Source organism: Wolbachia endosymbiont (group A) of Lasioglossum fulvicorne, from assembly GCF_964028605.1.
Classification (GTDB): Bacteria; Pseudomonadota; Alphaproteobacteria; order Rickettsiales; family Anaplasmataceae; genus Wolbachia.
Map to the genome: position 1 here is coordinate 240,975 of NZ_OZ034798.1, position 14,754 is coordinate 255,728.

Annotated in this window: 9 protein-coding genes and 4 pseudogenes; 7 read left to right on the plus strand and 6 right to left on the minus strand. The window is 37.2% G+C overall.

What is annotated here, in order from left to right:
- The first annotated feature begins 94 nt into the window (after window positions 1-94).
- Together infA and ABWU71_RS01355 are read left to right on the plus strand one after the other, a co-directional pair.
- On the plus strand, window positions 95-358 hold the full coding sequence (gene infA / locus ABWU71_RS01350) for a translation initiation factor IF-1 (RefSeq protein ID WP_164224845.1): 264 nt from the start codon (window positions 95-97) through the stop codon (window positions 356-358).
- Entirely contained in the window at window positions 336-932 is a 597-nt protein-coding gene (locus ABWU71_RS01355) for a Maf family nucleotide pyrophosphatase (RefSeq protein WP_353284858.1), read from the plus strand. Before infA ends, ABWU71_RS01355 begins: the two co-directional genes overlap by 23 nt.
- On the opposite strand, the gene ABWU71_RS01360 is transcribed toward ABWU71_RS01355, so the two are convergent.
- Window positions 924-3,602: a hypothetical protein gene (locus ABWU71_RS01360; RefSeq protein WP_353284608.1), complete on the minus strand. Its 2,679-nt coding sequence runs from the start codon at window positions 3,600-3,602 to the stop codon at window positions 924-926. The two genes, ABWU71_RS01355 and ABWU71_RS01360, sit on opposite strands and share 9 nt — an antisense overlap.
- Window positions 3,603-3,948: 346 nt before the next feature.
- A complete protein-coding gene (locus ABWU71_RS01365) occupies window positions 3,949-5,292 on the minus strand; it encodes an alanine:cation symporter family protein (RefSeq protein WP_353284609.1) in 1,344 nt (447 codons plus the stop codon).
- Window positions 5,293-5,664: 372 nt separating this feature from the next.
- Between ABWU71_RS01365 and ABWU71_RS08030 the strand changes: the two are divergent.
- Window positions 5,665-5,932, plus strand: a pseudogene (locus ABWU71_RS08030) (hypothetical protein); the annotation flags it as partial.
- A 106-nt stretch (window positions 5,933-6,038) separates the two neighbouring features.
- Here ABWU71_RS08030 and ABWU71_RS01370 read toward each other — a convergent pair.
- Window positions 6,039-6,831, minus strand: a protein-coding gene (locus ABWU71_RS01370) for an IS5 family transposase (protein WP_265023453.1) whose coding sequence is annotated in 2 segments (ribosomal slippage) — window positions 6,039-6,566 and window positions 6,568-6,831 — 792 coding nt in all. Because the reading frame shifts where the segments join, the coding sequence is not laid out codon by codon here.
- A 400-nt stretch (window positions 6,832-7,231) separates the two neighbouring features.
- A complete protein-coding gene (locus tag ABWU71_RS01375; RefSeq protein ID WP_353284610.1) occupies window positions 7,232-7,624 on the minus strand; it encodes a TraR/DksA family transcriptional regulator in 393 nt (130 codons plus the stop codon).
- 107 nt (window positions 7,625-7,731) lie between these two features.
- Here ABWU71_RS01375 and ABWU71_RS01380 point away from each other — a divergent pair, with 107 nt between their 5' ends.
- Both ABWU71_RS01380 and ABWU71_RS01385 read left to right on the plus strand, forming a co-directional pair.
- Window positions 7,732-8,379: a heme exporter protein CcmB gene (locus tag ABWU71_RS01380; RefSeq protein WP_353284611.1), complete on the plus strand. Its 648-nt coding sequence runs from the start codon at window positions 7,732-7,734 to the stop codon at window positions 8,377-8,379.
- Between the two features lie 547 nt (window positions 8,380-8,926).
- Window positions 8,927-9,926 (plus strand): annotated as a pseudogene (locus tag ABWU71_RS01385) (IS110 family transposase).
- 54 nt (window positions 9,927-9,980) lie between these two features.
- Here ABWU71_RS01385 and ABWU71_RS01390 read toward each other — a convergent pair.
- A pseudogene (locus tag ABWU71_RS01390) lies at window positions 9,981-10,304 on the minus strand (transposase); the annotation flags it as partial.
- Window positions 10,305-10,365: 61 nt separating this feature from the next.
- Between ABWU71_RS01390 and ABWU71_RS01395 the strand changes: the two are divergent.
- Window positions 10,366-11,225, plus strand: a protein-coding gene (locus ABWU71_RS01395) for an IS630 family transposase (RefSeq protein WP_353284076.1) whose coding sequence is annotated in 2 segments (ribosomal slippage) — window positions 10,366-10,690 and window positions 10,690-11,225 — 861 coding nt in all. Because the reading frame shifts where the segments join, the coding sequence is not laid out codon by codon here.
- 28 nt (window positions 11,226-11,253) lie between these two features.
- Here the strand turns inward: ABWU71_RS01395 and ABWU71_RS01400 are convergent.
- Window positions 11,254-11,725, minus strand: a pseudogene (locus tag ABWU71_RS01400) (IS5 family transposase); the annotation flags it as partial.
- Window positions 11,726-11,959: 234 nt separating this feature from the next.
- Between ABWU71_RS01400 and ABWU71_RS01405 the strand changes: the two are divergent.
- Entirely contained in the window at window positions 11,960-14,746 is a 2,787-nt protein-coding gene (locus ABWU71_RS01405; RefSeq protein WP_353284612.1) for a hypothetical protein, read from the plus strand.
- Window positions 14,747-14,754: the final 8 nt, after the last annotated feature.

Sequence of the window (14,754 nt, forward strand, 5' to 3'; positions counted from 1 at the left end):
AAATACTTAAGTGAGGTGCAAAAGGTCTTTTGTGTTGATAATAATTTAAAATCTATAGTAGACTGAAAAAGATTATTAAATTATAATATAACATATGATAAAAGACGAGAAATCGAAAACAATTTTTGAAGTGGAAGGGGCAGTAACTGCTTTACTACCTGCAGCAGAATTTAGAGTGAAACTGGACAATGAACATGAGATTATCTGTCATGTATCAGGGAAAGTGAGAAGAAGTAAAATACGCATCATTATCGGAGATAGGGTGTTAGTTGAGATGAGCATTTACGATAGGAATGCGAAAAAAGGTCGGATCATTAGAAGGCTTAAAGGTACAAGTGACAGAACGATCTCTAAATAATCTTATTCTTGCTTCATCATCGAAAAGGCGCATAGCTTTACTAAAACAAATAAACATTGAGCCAGGTTTAATTTTGCCAGCAGACATAGATGAAGCCCCTTTAAAAAAGGAACTTCCGAAGGATTACTCAATCCGTATGGCAAAAAGTAAAGCTGAGAAAATACGAAGTTCAAATCCAAATTACTTTGTGCTTGGTGTTGATACAGTTGTTGCTTGTGGTAGGAGAATATTGCTTAAAGCTGAAAACGTTGAGCAAGCAGAAAAATGTATCCGCTTGTTATCAGGAAGAAGGCATAGAGTATACACCAGTGTATGTCTATTAACTCCCGATCAATCCAAACAACATATTAGGACTGTGGTTACAATAGTGAAATTTAAACGTCTCAGTGAACAAGAAATTAAGTATTATTTAGCATCAGAAGAGTGGAAAAATAGGGCAGGGGGATGCAATATACAAGGCCTAGCTGGAATGTTCGTATTGTTCTTACGCGGCTCCTATTCTTCCGTCATCGGATTGCCGTTACACGAAACCTATTGTTTGCTAAGTAATTATTTTAACTTCAATTTATATTGAAATACCTTTATTAGTATCTTTTTTTTGTTGTGACTCAGCAACCTGTTTAGCCCAATCTAGTGGTCTTTTATTTCTGTTAGCTAATGCAATTCTATTGCGATCATAACCATCAGTGTGTTCTGTTAAAGTATCTCCTCTTTCTTCTTCTATTACTCCAGCTTTCAGTTGTGTTTCATCTTTCTCTAGTAATTTATATAGTTCGCTATTTTTATCTACGGTTGGATTAGTGTCAGCATTTTCTCGTTCTGCCACTGTTTTTACATCTGTTGAGCTGTCTTTTAGCAACCCGGCTGCTAATAAATGTTCTTTGGTTTGTTCGCTAATTCCTCTTTGATCCACTGGTTTTAGTGGAAACTTCTGAGTTTCTTTATCCAACTTACTGGTGAATTCCGTAAGTAGAGTATCATCTCTTTGTTCAACATTCATTAGGCTCGCTTTTAACTGTCCAGGATTTACTTGAGATTGTTCATGATTGGCATGAGTTGGAGATGAATAGCCTGAATCGTTTGTTTTTACATCTGTTGAGCTGTCTTTTAGCAACCCAACTTCTCTCAAGCGTTTTTTAGTTTCTTCGCTAATCTGACTCTGATCAGCCGGTTTTAACCCGAGATTTTCTTGACCTAATGTATTTTTAAGTTCTTCAAATAGAGTTAGATTACTTTGTCTAATATGTTCTTCTAATTTCCTTCCTACCTGTTTTAAATCTGTTTGAGATTTACTATCACTATTAGTTGGAGATATATAGCCTGAATCACTTATACTATTTGGTGTTGAAGCAGAGACACTAACAGTTGGACCTTCCACTATTTTTACATCTGCTAAATCGTCTTTTTGCAATTCATCTGCTTTATCTTGTGATAGTTTATCAGTAGGATCAACTTGCCTTAATCCTCTATTATCCTGCTGTGATCTATCTCTGATTTCCTTAAGAAGATTTTCAGGTGGAGTTTGATCACTTTGTTCAATGTTCTCTAAGCTCCTCTTTGGCTGTTCAGGATCTACTTGAGGTTGAGCATGAATTTGAGATGAATAGCCCGAGTCACTTTTATTATTGAGTGCTGTAGCAGAGAGCGGCTGTTCACTTTCTTTCCACTCAGCATCACTAGCATCTTGGTTACCACTGTTATATATATCTGGAGAAGGTGAATAAGGAATTCTGTCCTTTAATGTCTCTAACGGTGATGGGTTATTTTTTCTACTTCCTGCAATTGATGCTTCTCTATCATCAACATCAATGTGCCGTAAGTTGTTTTTCTTGAAATTTCTGATGTCTTGTAACAGATCGCTTTTGCTATTTCCTTCTTGTTGCTGGGTTTTAGGTTGTTGCTGATTATTAGGTGTTTGCTCACTTCTATCTGGTTTTTGGCTTCCAGGTACAGCATGTCCAAATGTAGCAAATGTAGGATTGTCATAACGTTCATCTTCTTGCCTATTATCTTGATTGTGGCTTACAGACTTGGTGAAAGTAGAACTATCTGAAGGATCAGAAGTTGCACCTTTTTGCTGATCATTAGGTGTTTGCTCATTTTTGCGCAAGTCATCTGGTTTTTGGCTTCCACTTCCTTGCTCATTGAAAACATCTTTTTCAGGTGGTAGTGAACTAGTTCTAGTTGGTACTTGTGGAGGAGTTTTTTTGTTCTGAGGATTCTCCTCAAAAAGCGATTGTAGGTTATAAACTTGACCTCCCGAATTTGCTTTTCGTGCTGCTTGTCTAAGCTCACGCTTTTCTTTAGCCTCCTGAGAATTAATTTTATCGTCAAAATCTTTTCCAATTCCGCTATCGTAAGACTGCCTTCTGCTGTTAGATTGTGGTCCAAAATGTGAATGGTGATCTTCTTTTTTTCGAGTTATATCAGTAGCTTGAACGCTAACATCTCTATTAACATCAATTCTTGTTGTAGTTTCAGATGATAGCTCGTTACTGTCTTTATTATGTTGCACCTCATTCACTTTTCCTTTTTCCCTGAATTGTATTTGATGCAAGAATAAACCACCTATTTTTACGTCTTTATTTGCTTTTAGCTGATCTTCAGTAACGCCATTACCTTCAATAAGTTCTACACCATCTTTATCAATATTGATTTTGATAGTACACTTTTCCCCATTCACATACCAATTTAGCGTCATTTCATATGAACCATCGGTTACGACATAATGTCTTACTTTTCTCTTTTCTTTCCCTTCACCTTCCTCGGCAACAAAACCGTGCATTCCGCTCTTTCCATCACTATGCAATGTTGAAAACCCCGAGATTCCATTCTTCTGACAAAAATCACTGTTTAAAAATTCGCTGATTTTGAACTCTTTCTTGTTATCCTCCAGTGTAATACTTGCATGATTACCGTATATTGAAACTTTTTTATCTTTAACATCATCATTAATGTTATTAGCAATAGTAATATATTTATTCAACTCTTCTTTAGCTTTATCTTCAAGTTCTTGTCTAGCTGTCTTGTTGCATTCCTGAAGAATAACTCCACATGCTTTATTTTTGTCTTTATCTTCGTTCCAATCCCAATCGGCGCGTTCTGTTAAAAACTTTACTGTGTTAAAATCAACTCTAGCATTATAAATTAGGTCGTCTTCCTTTTTTATTTTATCAAATAAAGGAAAAAATTCTTGAATGCGCTCATTATAAATGTGTTCTTGTTGTGTATCGTTAGTGCCCATATACCCCTCACTAATAACCCTCTGCCTTTAGTGCTAGCTAATACTAGCTAATATAATTATCACAAGCATTGGTTGAATTTTTATTAAGGAAGGTTGTGTTACTAATGTGATGACACAAGCTATTTTATGGTAACATCAAACGATTTAAGTTGTCATTCCAGTGCTTGACACTGGCTTTCACGAACCCCATCAAAAATGTTGTGTTTTAACATAAGATTAGCTACTTTTATGCTCACTAACTTAGTGCCAATCAAGATTCCTGGATCCCAGTGTCTGGGCACTGGGATGACATCCTTCTTGGCGGAAATCACTCTTATATCACAACAGCTGCATAGCCTAAATTGCTTTAGCTATAGCTCTGTTTTTGCAACTTCAAATATCTGCTACTCACAGTAAACACTTCTGGATCTTGAGAGGTTAGCTTGAGTATAGCGAGTATGTTGATAAACAACAAAGCAGCAATCGAGATATCAGCAACAGCCCATAGCAACCGGACTTTACCTATTGCACCAAGTGGAATGATTAAGGTAAAAACTACAGTCCAGATTTTAGTGTATTTATTATCCATAGACACATAGCGTATTGTCTGTTTTGAGCAAAAAAACCAAGTAAAAATAGTAGTGAAAGCAAAACAAAACATTATGGCCATAATTAAATAGTCAATATAGGGCCAATTCATAGCTTTTCTAAAAGCAAATATGCACATGTTAGTACTCTCTAAATCAGTGACCCAAGAATCTGTGACAAGCAGTACCATCGTTGTAATGAACAATATGAATGCAACTATAAAAGGCGATATTATTGTGATTAGGCTCTGTTCAATAATAAATTTATTGTTATTTTTCTTAGGAACAATTGAAGAGTGCACGATTCCTTCAAGGCCAAGTCCTATATCTGTTGCAAAAATACCTCGCAAAGTTCCAACTTGAATAATAGTCAACATTTCTAAAATCAAACCTAGAGATAAACCAGAGTTAAAGCTACTAGTTGTAAAAAAACTGCTTGTTATTAGTTTTAGAGAAGGAAGGATATTTTCACTAAACTTAAATAATATGATACCGCAAAGTATGAGGTAACTTACCGTCATTATCGGTATCATAGCCGATATAAAAATTTTAATTTTTTTTAAGCTGAGAACTGCAACAACAAAAAATATTATGGCCATTACAATGCCACCAATGACTACAGGCACATCTATCATGTTAAGTGGTATTGATAGAGAATTTACCTGAACAAGGTTACCAACTGTTATTGAAACCATTATCATAACAACTAGAAACACAATTGTAGCTTTTCTAGAGTTAAATGCATCAGCCATGTAGGCTACAGGGCCACCTATAAACCGTCCGTTCTTTTCCTTTCTGGTTTTTATACTTAGATAACAAGTGACATATTTTATCACAGAAGTGATAACAATAATTATTGCCATCCATAAAATAGAGCCCGGTCCCCCGGTTTTTAGAGCAACAGCAGTTCCTGAAATATTTCCTACTCCTAAATTTCCCCCTAAGATTGTAAACAGGGCGGCTATAGAAGAAAATTTATTTTCTCCTCTTTTAACTCCAATGAGTGAAAGGGCGTACGGCAATCTAAATATCTGTAACCATTTTAGTTTAACCGACAGGTAAACACCAGCAACTAGCATGAGTAATATTGTTGGCAGTAATAAAACAAACTTTACTATATCCATTTACATACTAAAAGTGAGTGTTTTGATTTAAGTATACATACAAAAGTTGAAAATACCTAACCTATTTTCTATATATGACTTCGTTTCCGTCATTCTAGAAACCTTTTCTTGTCATCCAAGTAGCGTGACACATAACTGTACGAACATCGTAATATGGTACAATGTTAAGACGATGTCATTCCAGTGCTTGACACTGGAATCCAGCTTTTAATGCAACCCCTCACCAAAAATATTGTGTTTTAACATAAGGTTAGCTACTTTTATACTCACCAACTTAGTGTCCAATCTGGATCCCAGTGTCTGGGCACTGGGATGACATCTTTTTTCTTGGTACAAATTACTCTTATTTCCCAATGTTCGTACAGTTAGTGCGTGACACTTGCATATCTTGCTAAGTCATTGGAATTGATAATAGATAAAAAAGCTATTTCCAACGTTGTGCAGATGACTGAGGTAAAAGGGATAATTGATGCACTACAAAAAAGACTTAAGGATTTAGCAGCAAATAGTACACCAGATCAACTAGCATATCTTGCTAAAGCATTGGAATCAATAGTAGATAAGAGTGCAGTGTCTGAAATTGTACAGATGACTGATGGAAAGTTAAGTGAGCTCCTAAATGCTGCAAGATCGCACTTGAATGAGATAAACAGCAATAAGGAAAATTCAATATCGGCGATAACTGTAACAAAGACAGAGTCTATAAATGAAATCAACACGCTTAGGACTAATTCCTTAGAGCCTGTTCATAATCTTTTCAGAAGTAAGGCAGTGAAAGCCAGAACGACCATTTGTAGGCTAGTATTGAGTTTTCGCTCACAATTTTTCCACAATCTTCTACACTTTTCTAACCAAGCAAAAGATCGCTCCACAACCCATCTTTTGGGCAATACAACAAAGGAATGTAATTCATTTCTTTTTATCACTTCAACGGTTGCACCAATAATCGTTTTTATTTGAGTTGCAAAATTCTCTCCAGTATAGCCTGCATCAACCAGTACATTTTTAACTCCCGAGAGGTTTTCTTTTGCATTTTCGACCATTCTCACAGCACTGCTACGGTCAGTTATCTCTGCTGTTGTTATATAAATTGCATGGGGCAAACCTTGCGTATCTACTGCAATATGGCGTTTTATTCCTGAAATCTTTTTTCCTGCATCATAGCCTTTTTCTTCAGCAGTATCTGCATTTTTTACACTCTGTGCATCAATTATGCAGAAGCTGGTTTTTTCTTTCCGACCATTGTTTTGTCGGACCACGCCAACTATTTTTTTTTAACACCAGCTCCAGAACACTTTCTTTATCTGCATCTGGTTTTTCACTCCACTTCTTAAAATAGTCGTAACAATTGCGCCATTTTGGAAACTCTTTTGGTAGCATTCTCCACTGACAACCGCTTTTCAGAACGTATAACACTCCACAAAATACATCATACAAATCAAGTTTTCTTGGTTTTGTTTTTTTCCTACAGGACTCTAGATCTGGTAACATAATCTCAAATCTTTCCCGACTTATATCACTTGGGTATAAACTCCTCATATATCCTAACTTATATATATTATCTCTTAGTTTATTCCTTTCTTGAGATCATGTACAGGTTCTAAGATAAGATCTTTTCCTTTTTGCATGCCTCACCTAAAAAAGGCACATTTTAAACTTTTTTGTTGAAATAAAATAGAAACAAAAGTGCTGTTTCTTGCACTCTTTGGATAATTTAATGATAAAAAATTTAGAGAGAAATTTTATACACTATCGCTGATATTTTTCCTTAAGTTGACGCCATTGCCTGAACGGATACAACTTAATTTTTAATCTGCAGGAGTCGAGTTGAGAATGTCCAATTTTCCACTTTCTTTATAGCATAATATACTTCAGCGCCTCTTGCTCCTTAAGAATACCCTGAAGTCTAATAAATCATGGCTCACCACTTATGTGTAAATTAATCGTTAATGTTGTACACGTTCTTTTCTTTTTCTACTCTCTCTTGCTCTTCAATACAATATATAGCAAGCGGATTAGCTTTAAGTCTTTTGACTCCTATTTCTTCTCCTGTTCCATCGCAGTAACCATAAGTGCCTAATTTTATTTTTTCTAACGCCTCCTTAATTTTTTCTTTTCTATCTTTTCGACGCTTGATTAATTCCTCGTTTCCACTATCTCCATCAGAATAGTATGTATCAATACTATTCTCTTCTAGTTCTTGTTTCTCCAGCTCAGTGAGTATTGACTGTAACTTTAAGCTGAAGTATTCCAGTTGTTTTACGCTCATATATTCTTCATCTTCTGAAAGAGTGTAATCTTCTGGTGACTTTATTTTTGGTAACTTTTCCATAATTGCATTATCAAAAAAATAATAAAACCTTATATAACTTATGAACAAAAAATTATACTACCTCAAAGTAAACACTATAATTTATAATAAACATTTAAAAGCCTAGTATGATCTATTTAGTAAAAAAATTAGTAATAGATGATAAGAACCTTACCTATATAGTATGTATTTTTATCATAATGTTAAGTTTATCTTCATTTACACTTGAAAACAACAATAAACAAGAAGTTATGTTAACATTAACATGGATATGTGCTACATTTGTTTTGCAGATCTCTACAAATAATTTGTTTACATCTGATTATCATGATGGAATATTAGAGCAAATCTTTGTACAGCCACTCTCTTCTAGGCTTACAGTTGCTTATAAAATTTTCGCTCACTGGTTATTATTTGGGTTACCGATTTCAGTAATTTCTTCCATATTCATCTTTGCAATTCTAGGCAATAGTGTTGAACACTCAATAGCAGTTGGAGTGTCTTTATTATTTAATACGCTGATAATCATTAATATTTCAGCTACTGGAAATGCATTGATGATTGGTCGAAACAACTTAGCATCAGGAGTATCGCAAATTCTTGTTTTGCCAATGATAATGCCAACCTTTGTGTATTTTAAAATGCTAACTCAATTTGAAAATTTGTCCTTGAATATTTATACACTACTAATTACCATCTTAATTTTTGTCATTTTGATTGTTAACAGCACTATAACTACTCACATGGCATTAAAATTTGCTGTGGAACAGGATTGAAAAATCTTACTGTTATTCAGTAGACTTCTTGCATAACCTAGAAAAAAGGCAAATAGTTATTATAGATTTAGGTTTATCGACAATTTGAAAAACCTTCATTCCAGCACCCTTCCCTGTCATCCAAGTAGCCCTTCGTTGTCATCCCAATGTCAAAAACTGGGATAACAGCTAACCTGACAACCGTCATCCCGCTACTTGTTAGCGGCTAAGAGATACCGTGACGGTATGACGGTTCGCGGTGGCATGACGATAAGCCTCATCATCCCGCTACTTGTTAGCGCCGCGGCGGTATGACGATTCGCAGCGGCATGACGAGAAAGGGGCTTGTATCTTGTAAAAAGCATTTAATGTTTTAAGCTTAAGCATTAGATGGAGAAGGGAAAAACTTTGGCATTTGGCTTAGATATAAAATCTGTGCTGCAGATAAGAGTTCCCTTCTCAAAAGTATAGGCTGGACGGTATCGTAGAAAAACCTAAATGGTTCTAATTCTGTATTCACAAGGTAAGCCTTACTTTTCATTTTAAATGGTAACGTATGGGGTTATATATGATCAACAACTTTTTAGGAATAGACATATCAAAAGATCGCTTTGATGTTTTTCTTTCATTCATAAGCAAAAAAGGAAAACGTGAAACTAGGAAAAGGAATTTTAAAAACGAGGATTCTGGGTTTCAAGGTTTGCAGGACTTTCTACAAAAACATAATGTAGAAGAAGTAAAAGCCTGTATGGAAGCTACTGGTTGTTATGGTGAAGCTTTGGCTGAATTTCTTCACAATGCTGGATATTTTGTTAGTGTTCTTATTGCATAAAATCTTATGCAAGGAGTAAGCTTGTACGACAAAAGAATGATCAGACCGACGCAGAAATTATTGCTGATTATTGCCAAAGACAGGAACCAACTCGTTGCTTCTCCTGAGTTAAAAAAGTTAAAACATCTTTATCGTTGCTCGGTTGCGTTAAAAGATGAGTTAACATTAGTAAATAACCACTTAGAAAAAAAAGAGATACTTCCCAAAGAAGTTGCAAATGCTTGGGAAGACCTTGCAATGAATATAGCTCAAAAAATAGAAACAATAAAAAACTCCGTACGTGAACTATTAAATCAACACAAAGAATTGTTGGAAAATTTTCAACTTCTACTGACTATTTCAGGTATAGGAGAAGAATCAGCAATAGCTATTTTAGCTGAGGTTCCTGACATAAAAGCTTTTAGAGATGCCAGGCAATTAGCAGCATATGCAGGAGTTATACCGAGAAATATAACCCTCTGTATATGCCAAACCCAGATTAAGTAAATCAGGTTCACGAACACTACGTAAGGCAATGTATTTTCCTGCTATAGTAGCTAAAAATCACAATCCTATTATTATGACTTTTTGCAAGAGATTAAAAGAAAAAGGCAAGCATAATATGGCCATTGTGGGAGCTGCGATGCGTAAGTTACTCCATATTGTTTTTGGTGTTCTAAGTTCAAAGAAGGCTTTTGATCCAGACCATATCAAAAACTATAGGGCTAAGAGGTTGGCTGAAGGTTTAGTGCTTTAAAATCAAAAAATGCTTTCTATCACATCTTATGCGAAATAGTATCTTAGAGCCTGTTCATAATCTTTTCAGAAGTAAGGCAGTGAAAGCCAGAACGACCATTTGTAGGCTAGTATTGAGTTTTCGCTCACAATTTTTCCACAATCTTCTACATTTTTCTAACCAAGCAAAAGATCGCTCCACAACCCATCTTTTGGGCAATACAACAAAGGAATGTAATTCATTTCTTTTTATCACTTCAACGGTTGCACCAATAATCGTTTTTATTTGAGTTGCAAAATTCTCTCCAGTATAGCCTGCATCAACCAGTACATTTTTAACTCCCGAGAGGTTTTCTTTTGCATTTTCGACCATTCTCACAGCACTGCTACGGTCAGTTATAGCTCTTTTCATAGAAGTCCGGATGTGATAAGATAAGGATAGACGATGATAAGGAGGTTGAGTGCCAGCAGCATATAGTTATGACTTAAGGAAAAAAGCAATGGAAGCGCTAGAGGAGGGAGGAAGCAGAGAAACAGTGGCAGCAAGATTTAAAATTGGACGAACTACTTTATGGGAGTGGCAGCAAAGAAGAAAAGAAACAGGAGACTTTCAATCAAAAAAACTTGGAAATGGAGGTTACAATCACAAAATTACCGACTGGGATGCCTTTGCTAAATTTGCCAGAGAAAACGGAGGAAAGACTCTGTCGGAAATGGCTAAACTTTGGGGCAACGTTAGTATCCAAACGATCCACCGAGCTCTCAGAAAAATTGGATTTACGCGCAAAAAAAGACATATGGATACAAGGAAAGAAACGAAGAAAAACGTGCTGAATTCTTAAAAATTATAGCAACAAAAGAACCAGAAAACTTAGTTTATATAGATGAGTCTGGCATTGATAACACAGAGGACTATCCATATGGGTATTGCCAGAAAGGACAGCGGTTTTATGGCCTAAAATCTGGGAAGAAAACTCAACGAATCAGTATGGTTGCAGCCTTAAGTAGAAGAAAGATAGTTGCTCCATTAACCTTTGAAGGCCACTGTAATATGGATGTTTTTAATGGATGGTTTGAGCAATTTTTGACACCGATCTTGGAACCTGGACAGACTGTCATTCTTGACAATGCTACTTTTCATAAGTCTGGTAAGATTATCGAGCTTGCTAGAGGAGTTGGTGCAGAAATTTTGTATCTGCCGCCGTATTCTCCAGATTTCAACAAAATTGAGCATCATTGGTTTGCTATAAAAAACAGAGCTAGGAAAAACATTCCTCTATTCGAATCCTTTCGTCGTGCTGTTGATTCTGCCTTCTTATGACCTGTTCGGACTATTATGAGAAATGCTATATCTCTGCTGTTGTTATATAAATTGCATGGGGCAAACCTTGCGTATCTACTGCAATATGGCGTTTTATTCCTGAAATCTTTTTGCCTGCATCATAGCCTTTTTCTTCAGCAGTATCTGCATTTTTTACACTCTGTGCATCAATTATGCAGAAGCTGGTTTTTTCTTTCCGACCATTGTTTTGTCGGACCACGCCAACTATTTTTTTTTAACACCAGCTCCAGAACACTTTCTTTATCTGCATCTGGTTTTTCACTCCACTTCTTAAAATAGTCGTAACAATTGCGCCATTTTGGAAACTCTTTTGGTAGCATTCTCCACTGACAACCGCTTTTCAGAACGTATAACACTCCACAAAATACATCATACAAATCAAGTTTCCTTGGTTTTGTTTTTTTTCTACAGGACTCTAGATCTGGTAACATAATCTCAAATCTTTCCCGACTTATATCACTTGGGTATAAACTCCTCATATATCCTAACTTATATATATTATCTCTTAGTTTATTCCTTTCTTGAGATCATGTACAGGTTCTAAAGGTGAGCCAGGTGATAAAGGTCCAAAGGGTGATAAAGGAGATATAGATTTTAGAGGTTGGGGAGGTCCTCCAGGTATACAAGGTGAGCGGGGCGAGCCGGGAAGCGATGCAAATCCCGAGGATGTGGCAGATAGTTTACTATCAAGTAAAATAGAAAGATTCGAACAAGTGCTATTTAATACGCCTATAACTAAATTAAAAGGTAAAACACTTGAGGAGTTTATTACTCAAGACATACCGAAGGGCATTGCAAGTGATGAAAACTTTAGGAAAGGTATAAAGGGTGAAAAGGGCGATCAAGGTTATTTAGGTCCAAAGGGAAAAGATGGAACCCCTGGTCCTAAAGGAGCAGATGGAACCCCAGGAGCTCCTGGTCTCAAAGGTGAAGTTGGTCCTGGGGGTCAGGTAGGTCCTAAAGGAGATACGGGATTGCCTGGTCCTCGAGGTTCAACAGGCGAAACTGGCCCTCCAGGTTTGCGAGGTCATCAAGGAGAGGAAGGAGAAATTGGCGATCAAGGACAGAAAGGTGAAAGGGGCTGGGAAGGTAAAGTGGGCCAGCCAGGTTACCCAGGTATTAAAGGTTCGGAGGGTCAAGTAGGTCCTAAAGGTGATAGGGGTGATAAAGGAGTTGATGGATTACCAGGCATGCCCGGACCAAAAGGTGATGTAGGTGAAAAAGGTGATGTTGGTCCAAAAGGCTTTAATGGCATGCAAGGAGATAAGGGTGATACAGGAACTCCAGGTCCAAAAGGTGATACAGGTCCAGCAGGTAAAAAAGGTAACCCAGGTAACGTTGGATCACCAGGAACTCCTGGAGCAAAAGGTGATCGAGGAGATGTAGGTCCTAAAGGCGTTAATGGTACGCAAGGTCTTCCAGGTGAAAAAGGCTTGCAAGGAATAAAAGGTAATCGAGGCGCAATAGGAACGCTAGGTCAAGCTGGTAAAGACGGAACCCCTGGTCTTCCAGGTGCTCAAGGTTTGCAAGGACAAAAAGGTGCTCAAGGAATACAAGGTCCAAAAGGCTTTAATGGCACACAAGGTGTACAAGGACAAAAAGGTGATCTTGGTCCTCAAGGTTTGAAGGGTACACAAGGGGAGAAAGGTGATCAAGGTCCAAGGGGTTCCAATGGCACACAAGGTGTACAAGGAGAAAAAGGTGATATTGGTCCTCAAGGCTTGAAGGGTGATCAAGGTATACAAGGCCCAATAGGCTTTAATGGTACGCAAGGGGAAAAAGGTGATATGGGAACTTCAGGAATACCAGGTCCTCAAGGCCCAATAGGCTTTAATGGTACGCAAGGGGAAAAAGGTGATATGGGAACTCCAGGAATACCAGGTCCTCAAGGGTCAATAGGCTTTAATGGCACTCAAGGTCTTCCAGGCGCTCAAGGCATACAAGGCCCAATAGGCTTTAATGGTACGCAAGGTGTACAAGGAGAAAAAGGAGAAGTTGGCTCTAAAGGGGATATGGGGGATAAAGGAGTTGACGGATTGCCAGGAATGCCTGGTCCTCAAGGTTTGAAGGGTACACAAGGGGAGAAAGGTGATCAAGGTCCAAGGGGTTCCAATGGCACACAAGGTGTACAAGGACAAAAAGGTGATCTTGGTCCTCAAGGTTTGAAGGGTACACAAGGGGAGAAAGGTGATCAAGGTCCAAGGGGTTCCAATGGCACACAAGGTATACAAGGACAAAAAGATGATCTTGGTCCTCAAGACTTGAAGGGTGATCAAGGAGATAATGGTGAAATTGGAGCACCAGGAGCAAATGGATTACCAGGAGTGCCTGGACCAAGAGGGGAACAAGGGGATACTGGGTTGTCAGGTGTGTCTGGTGATAAAGGGGATGCTGGTCCTAAAGGTGATAAAGGAGATTCAGGTCCAGTAGGTCCTCAAGGAGTAGATGGTGTTCCAGGTACAGATGGAGCGCCAGGTGTGTCTGGTGATAAAGGGGATGCTGGTCCTAAAGGTGATAGTTTATTGGTAGTTGTGCAAGGACCAAGAGGTGGACAGGGTGTTCCAGGATCTAAAGGAACATCTGGTAAAGATGGAGCTCCTGGTCCAAAGGGAGAAGATGGGGTAGGTGCTGCAGAGGCTGATCAGTTTTTGCGCAAGATGAATCAAACAAAAATTGAAATCCAGGATGCTAAAAAGGCAGCAGAAGATGCTAAAAGTGCTTCTGAAAATTTCGCTAAAGATGCTAAAAGTGATAAAGAAGATGTTGTAAGATTAAATGCTGAAGTAAAAAACATAAAAGATGATACTGAAGGATTTGCAGATAAAGCGTTGCAATCAGAACAAAATGCTGAAGCTTTTTATAGTAAAACTAAAGATATATTTTGTAAGACAAGCCCTACAGATCAAGTCTGTGCTGCACGTAGAGGAAAGAGAGAGGCTGAAAGAAAGAAATATTTTAATGATCAACCAGTGACAAGTGGAGCAAGTAGGCCAACTTCATTTATATCTCAAGTAATAAATTTCTTTTATCCTTCGGTAGGACAAGATGAATATAAAATAGAGAATGAAATACAGGAGCTCAATCAAGTGGTAAAAATAATAGATGCAGCAGATATTGTTATGAGATTTGAAAAAGTATTAGAAGAAACAGCTTCAAAATGCCGCATTCCAAAGAAAAGCTTAAATTTTGATCCAGGAAAACTACAGTCAACCATTCTAGATAGGTCATTATTTAATGATGAAAGTCGTAACGAGCTGTTAAAACTCTTGTGTGCAGCTGCAAAAAAATCATGCCCTAATTATCAACAAACTGAAAAATTTTTAGTTACTTTTAAAGATAGTATGGAAAGAACATTAGCAAATAATGAGCAGCTGAAAAATTTCGTCAATACTGAAAAAGTAATAACAGGTAATGAGCGGCCAAGAAGTTTTATAAACAATGTAACTTCTCCTACTAGCCAAAGTGCCATTAATCAAAATGCTGTTGGCTATTTAAGGTAAAAAAACTG

Bases quoted from the DNA above. Each gene is read 5' to 3' on its own strand.
- ABWU71_RS01360 (WP_353284608.1), bottom strand. From the start codon at position 3,602: ATGGGCACTAACGATACACAACAAGAACACATTTATAATGAGCGCATT.
- ABWU71_RS01380 (WP_353284611.1), top strand. From the start codon at position 7,732: ATGATCTATTTAGTAAAAAAATTAGTAATAGATGATAAGAACCTTACC.
- ABWU71_RS01375 (WP_353284610.1), bottom strand. From the start codon at position 7,624: ATGGAAAAGTTACCAAAAATAAAGTCACCAGAAGATTACACTCTTTCA.
- ABWU71_RS01365 (WP_353284609.1), bottom strand. From the start codon at position 5,292: ATGGATATAGTAAAGTTTGTTTTATTACTGCCAACAATATTACTCATG.
- infA (WP_164224845.1), top strand. From the start codon at position 95: ATGATAAAAGACGAGAAATCGAAAACAATTTTTGAAGTGGAAGGGGCA.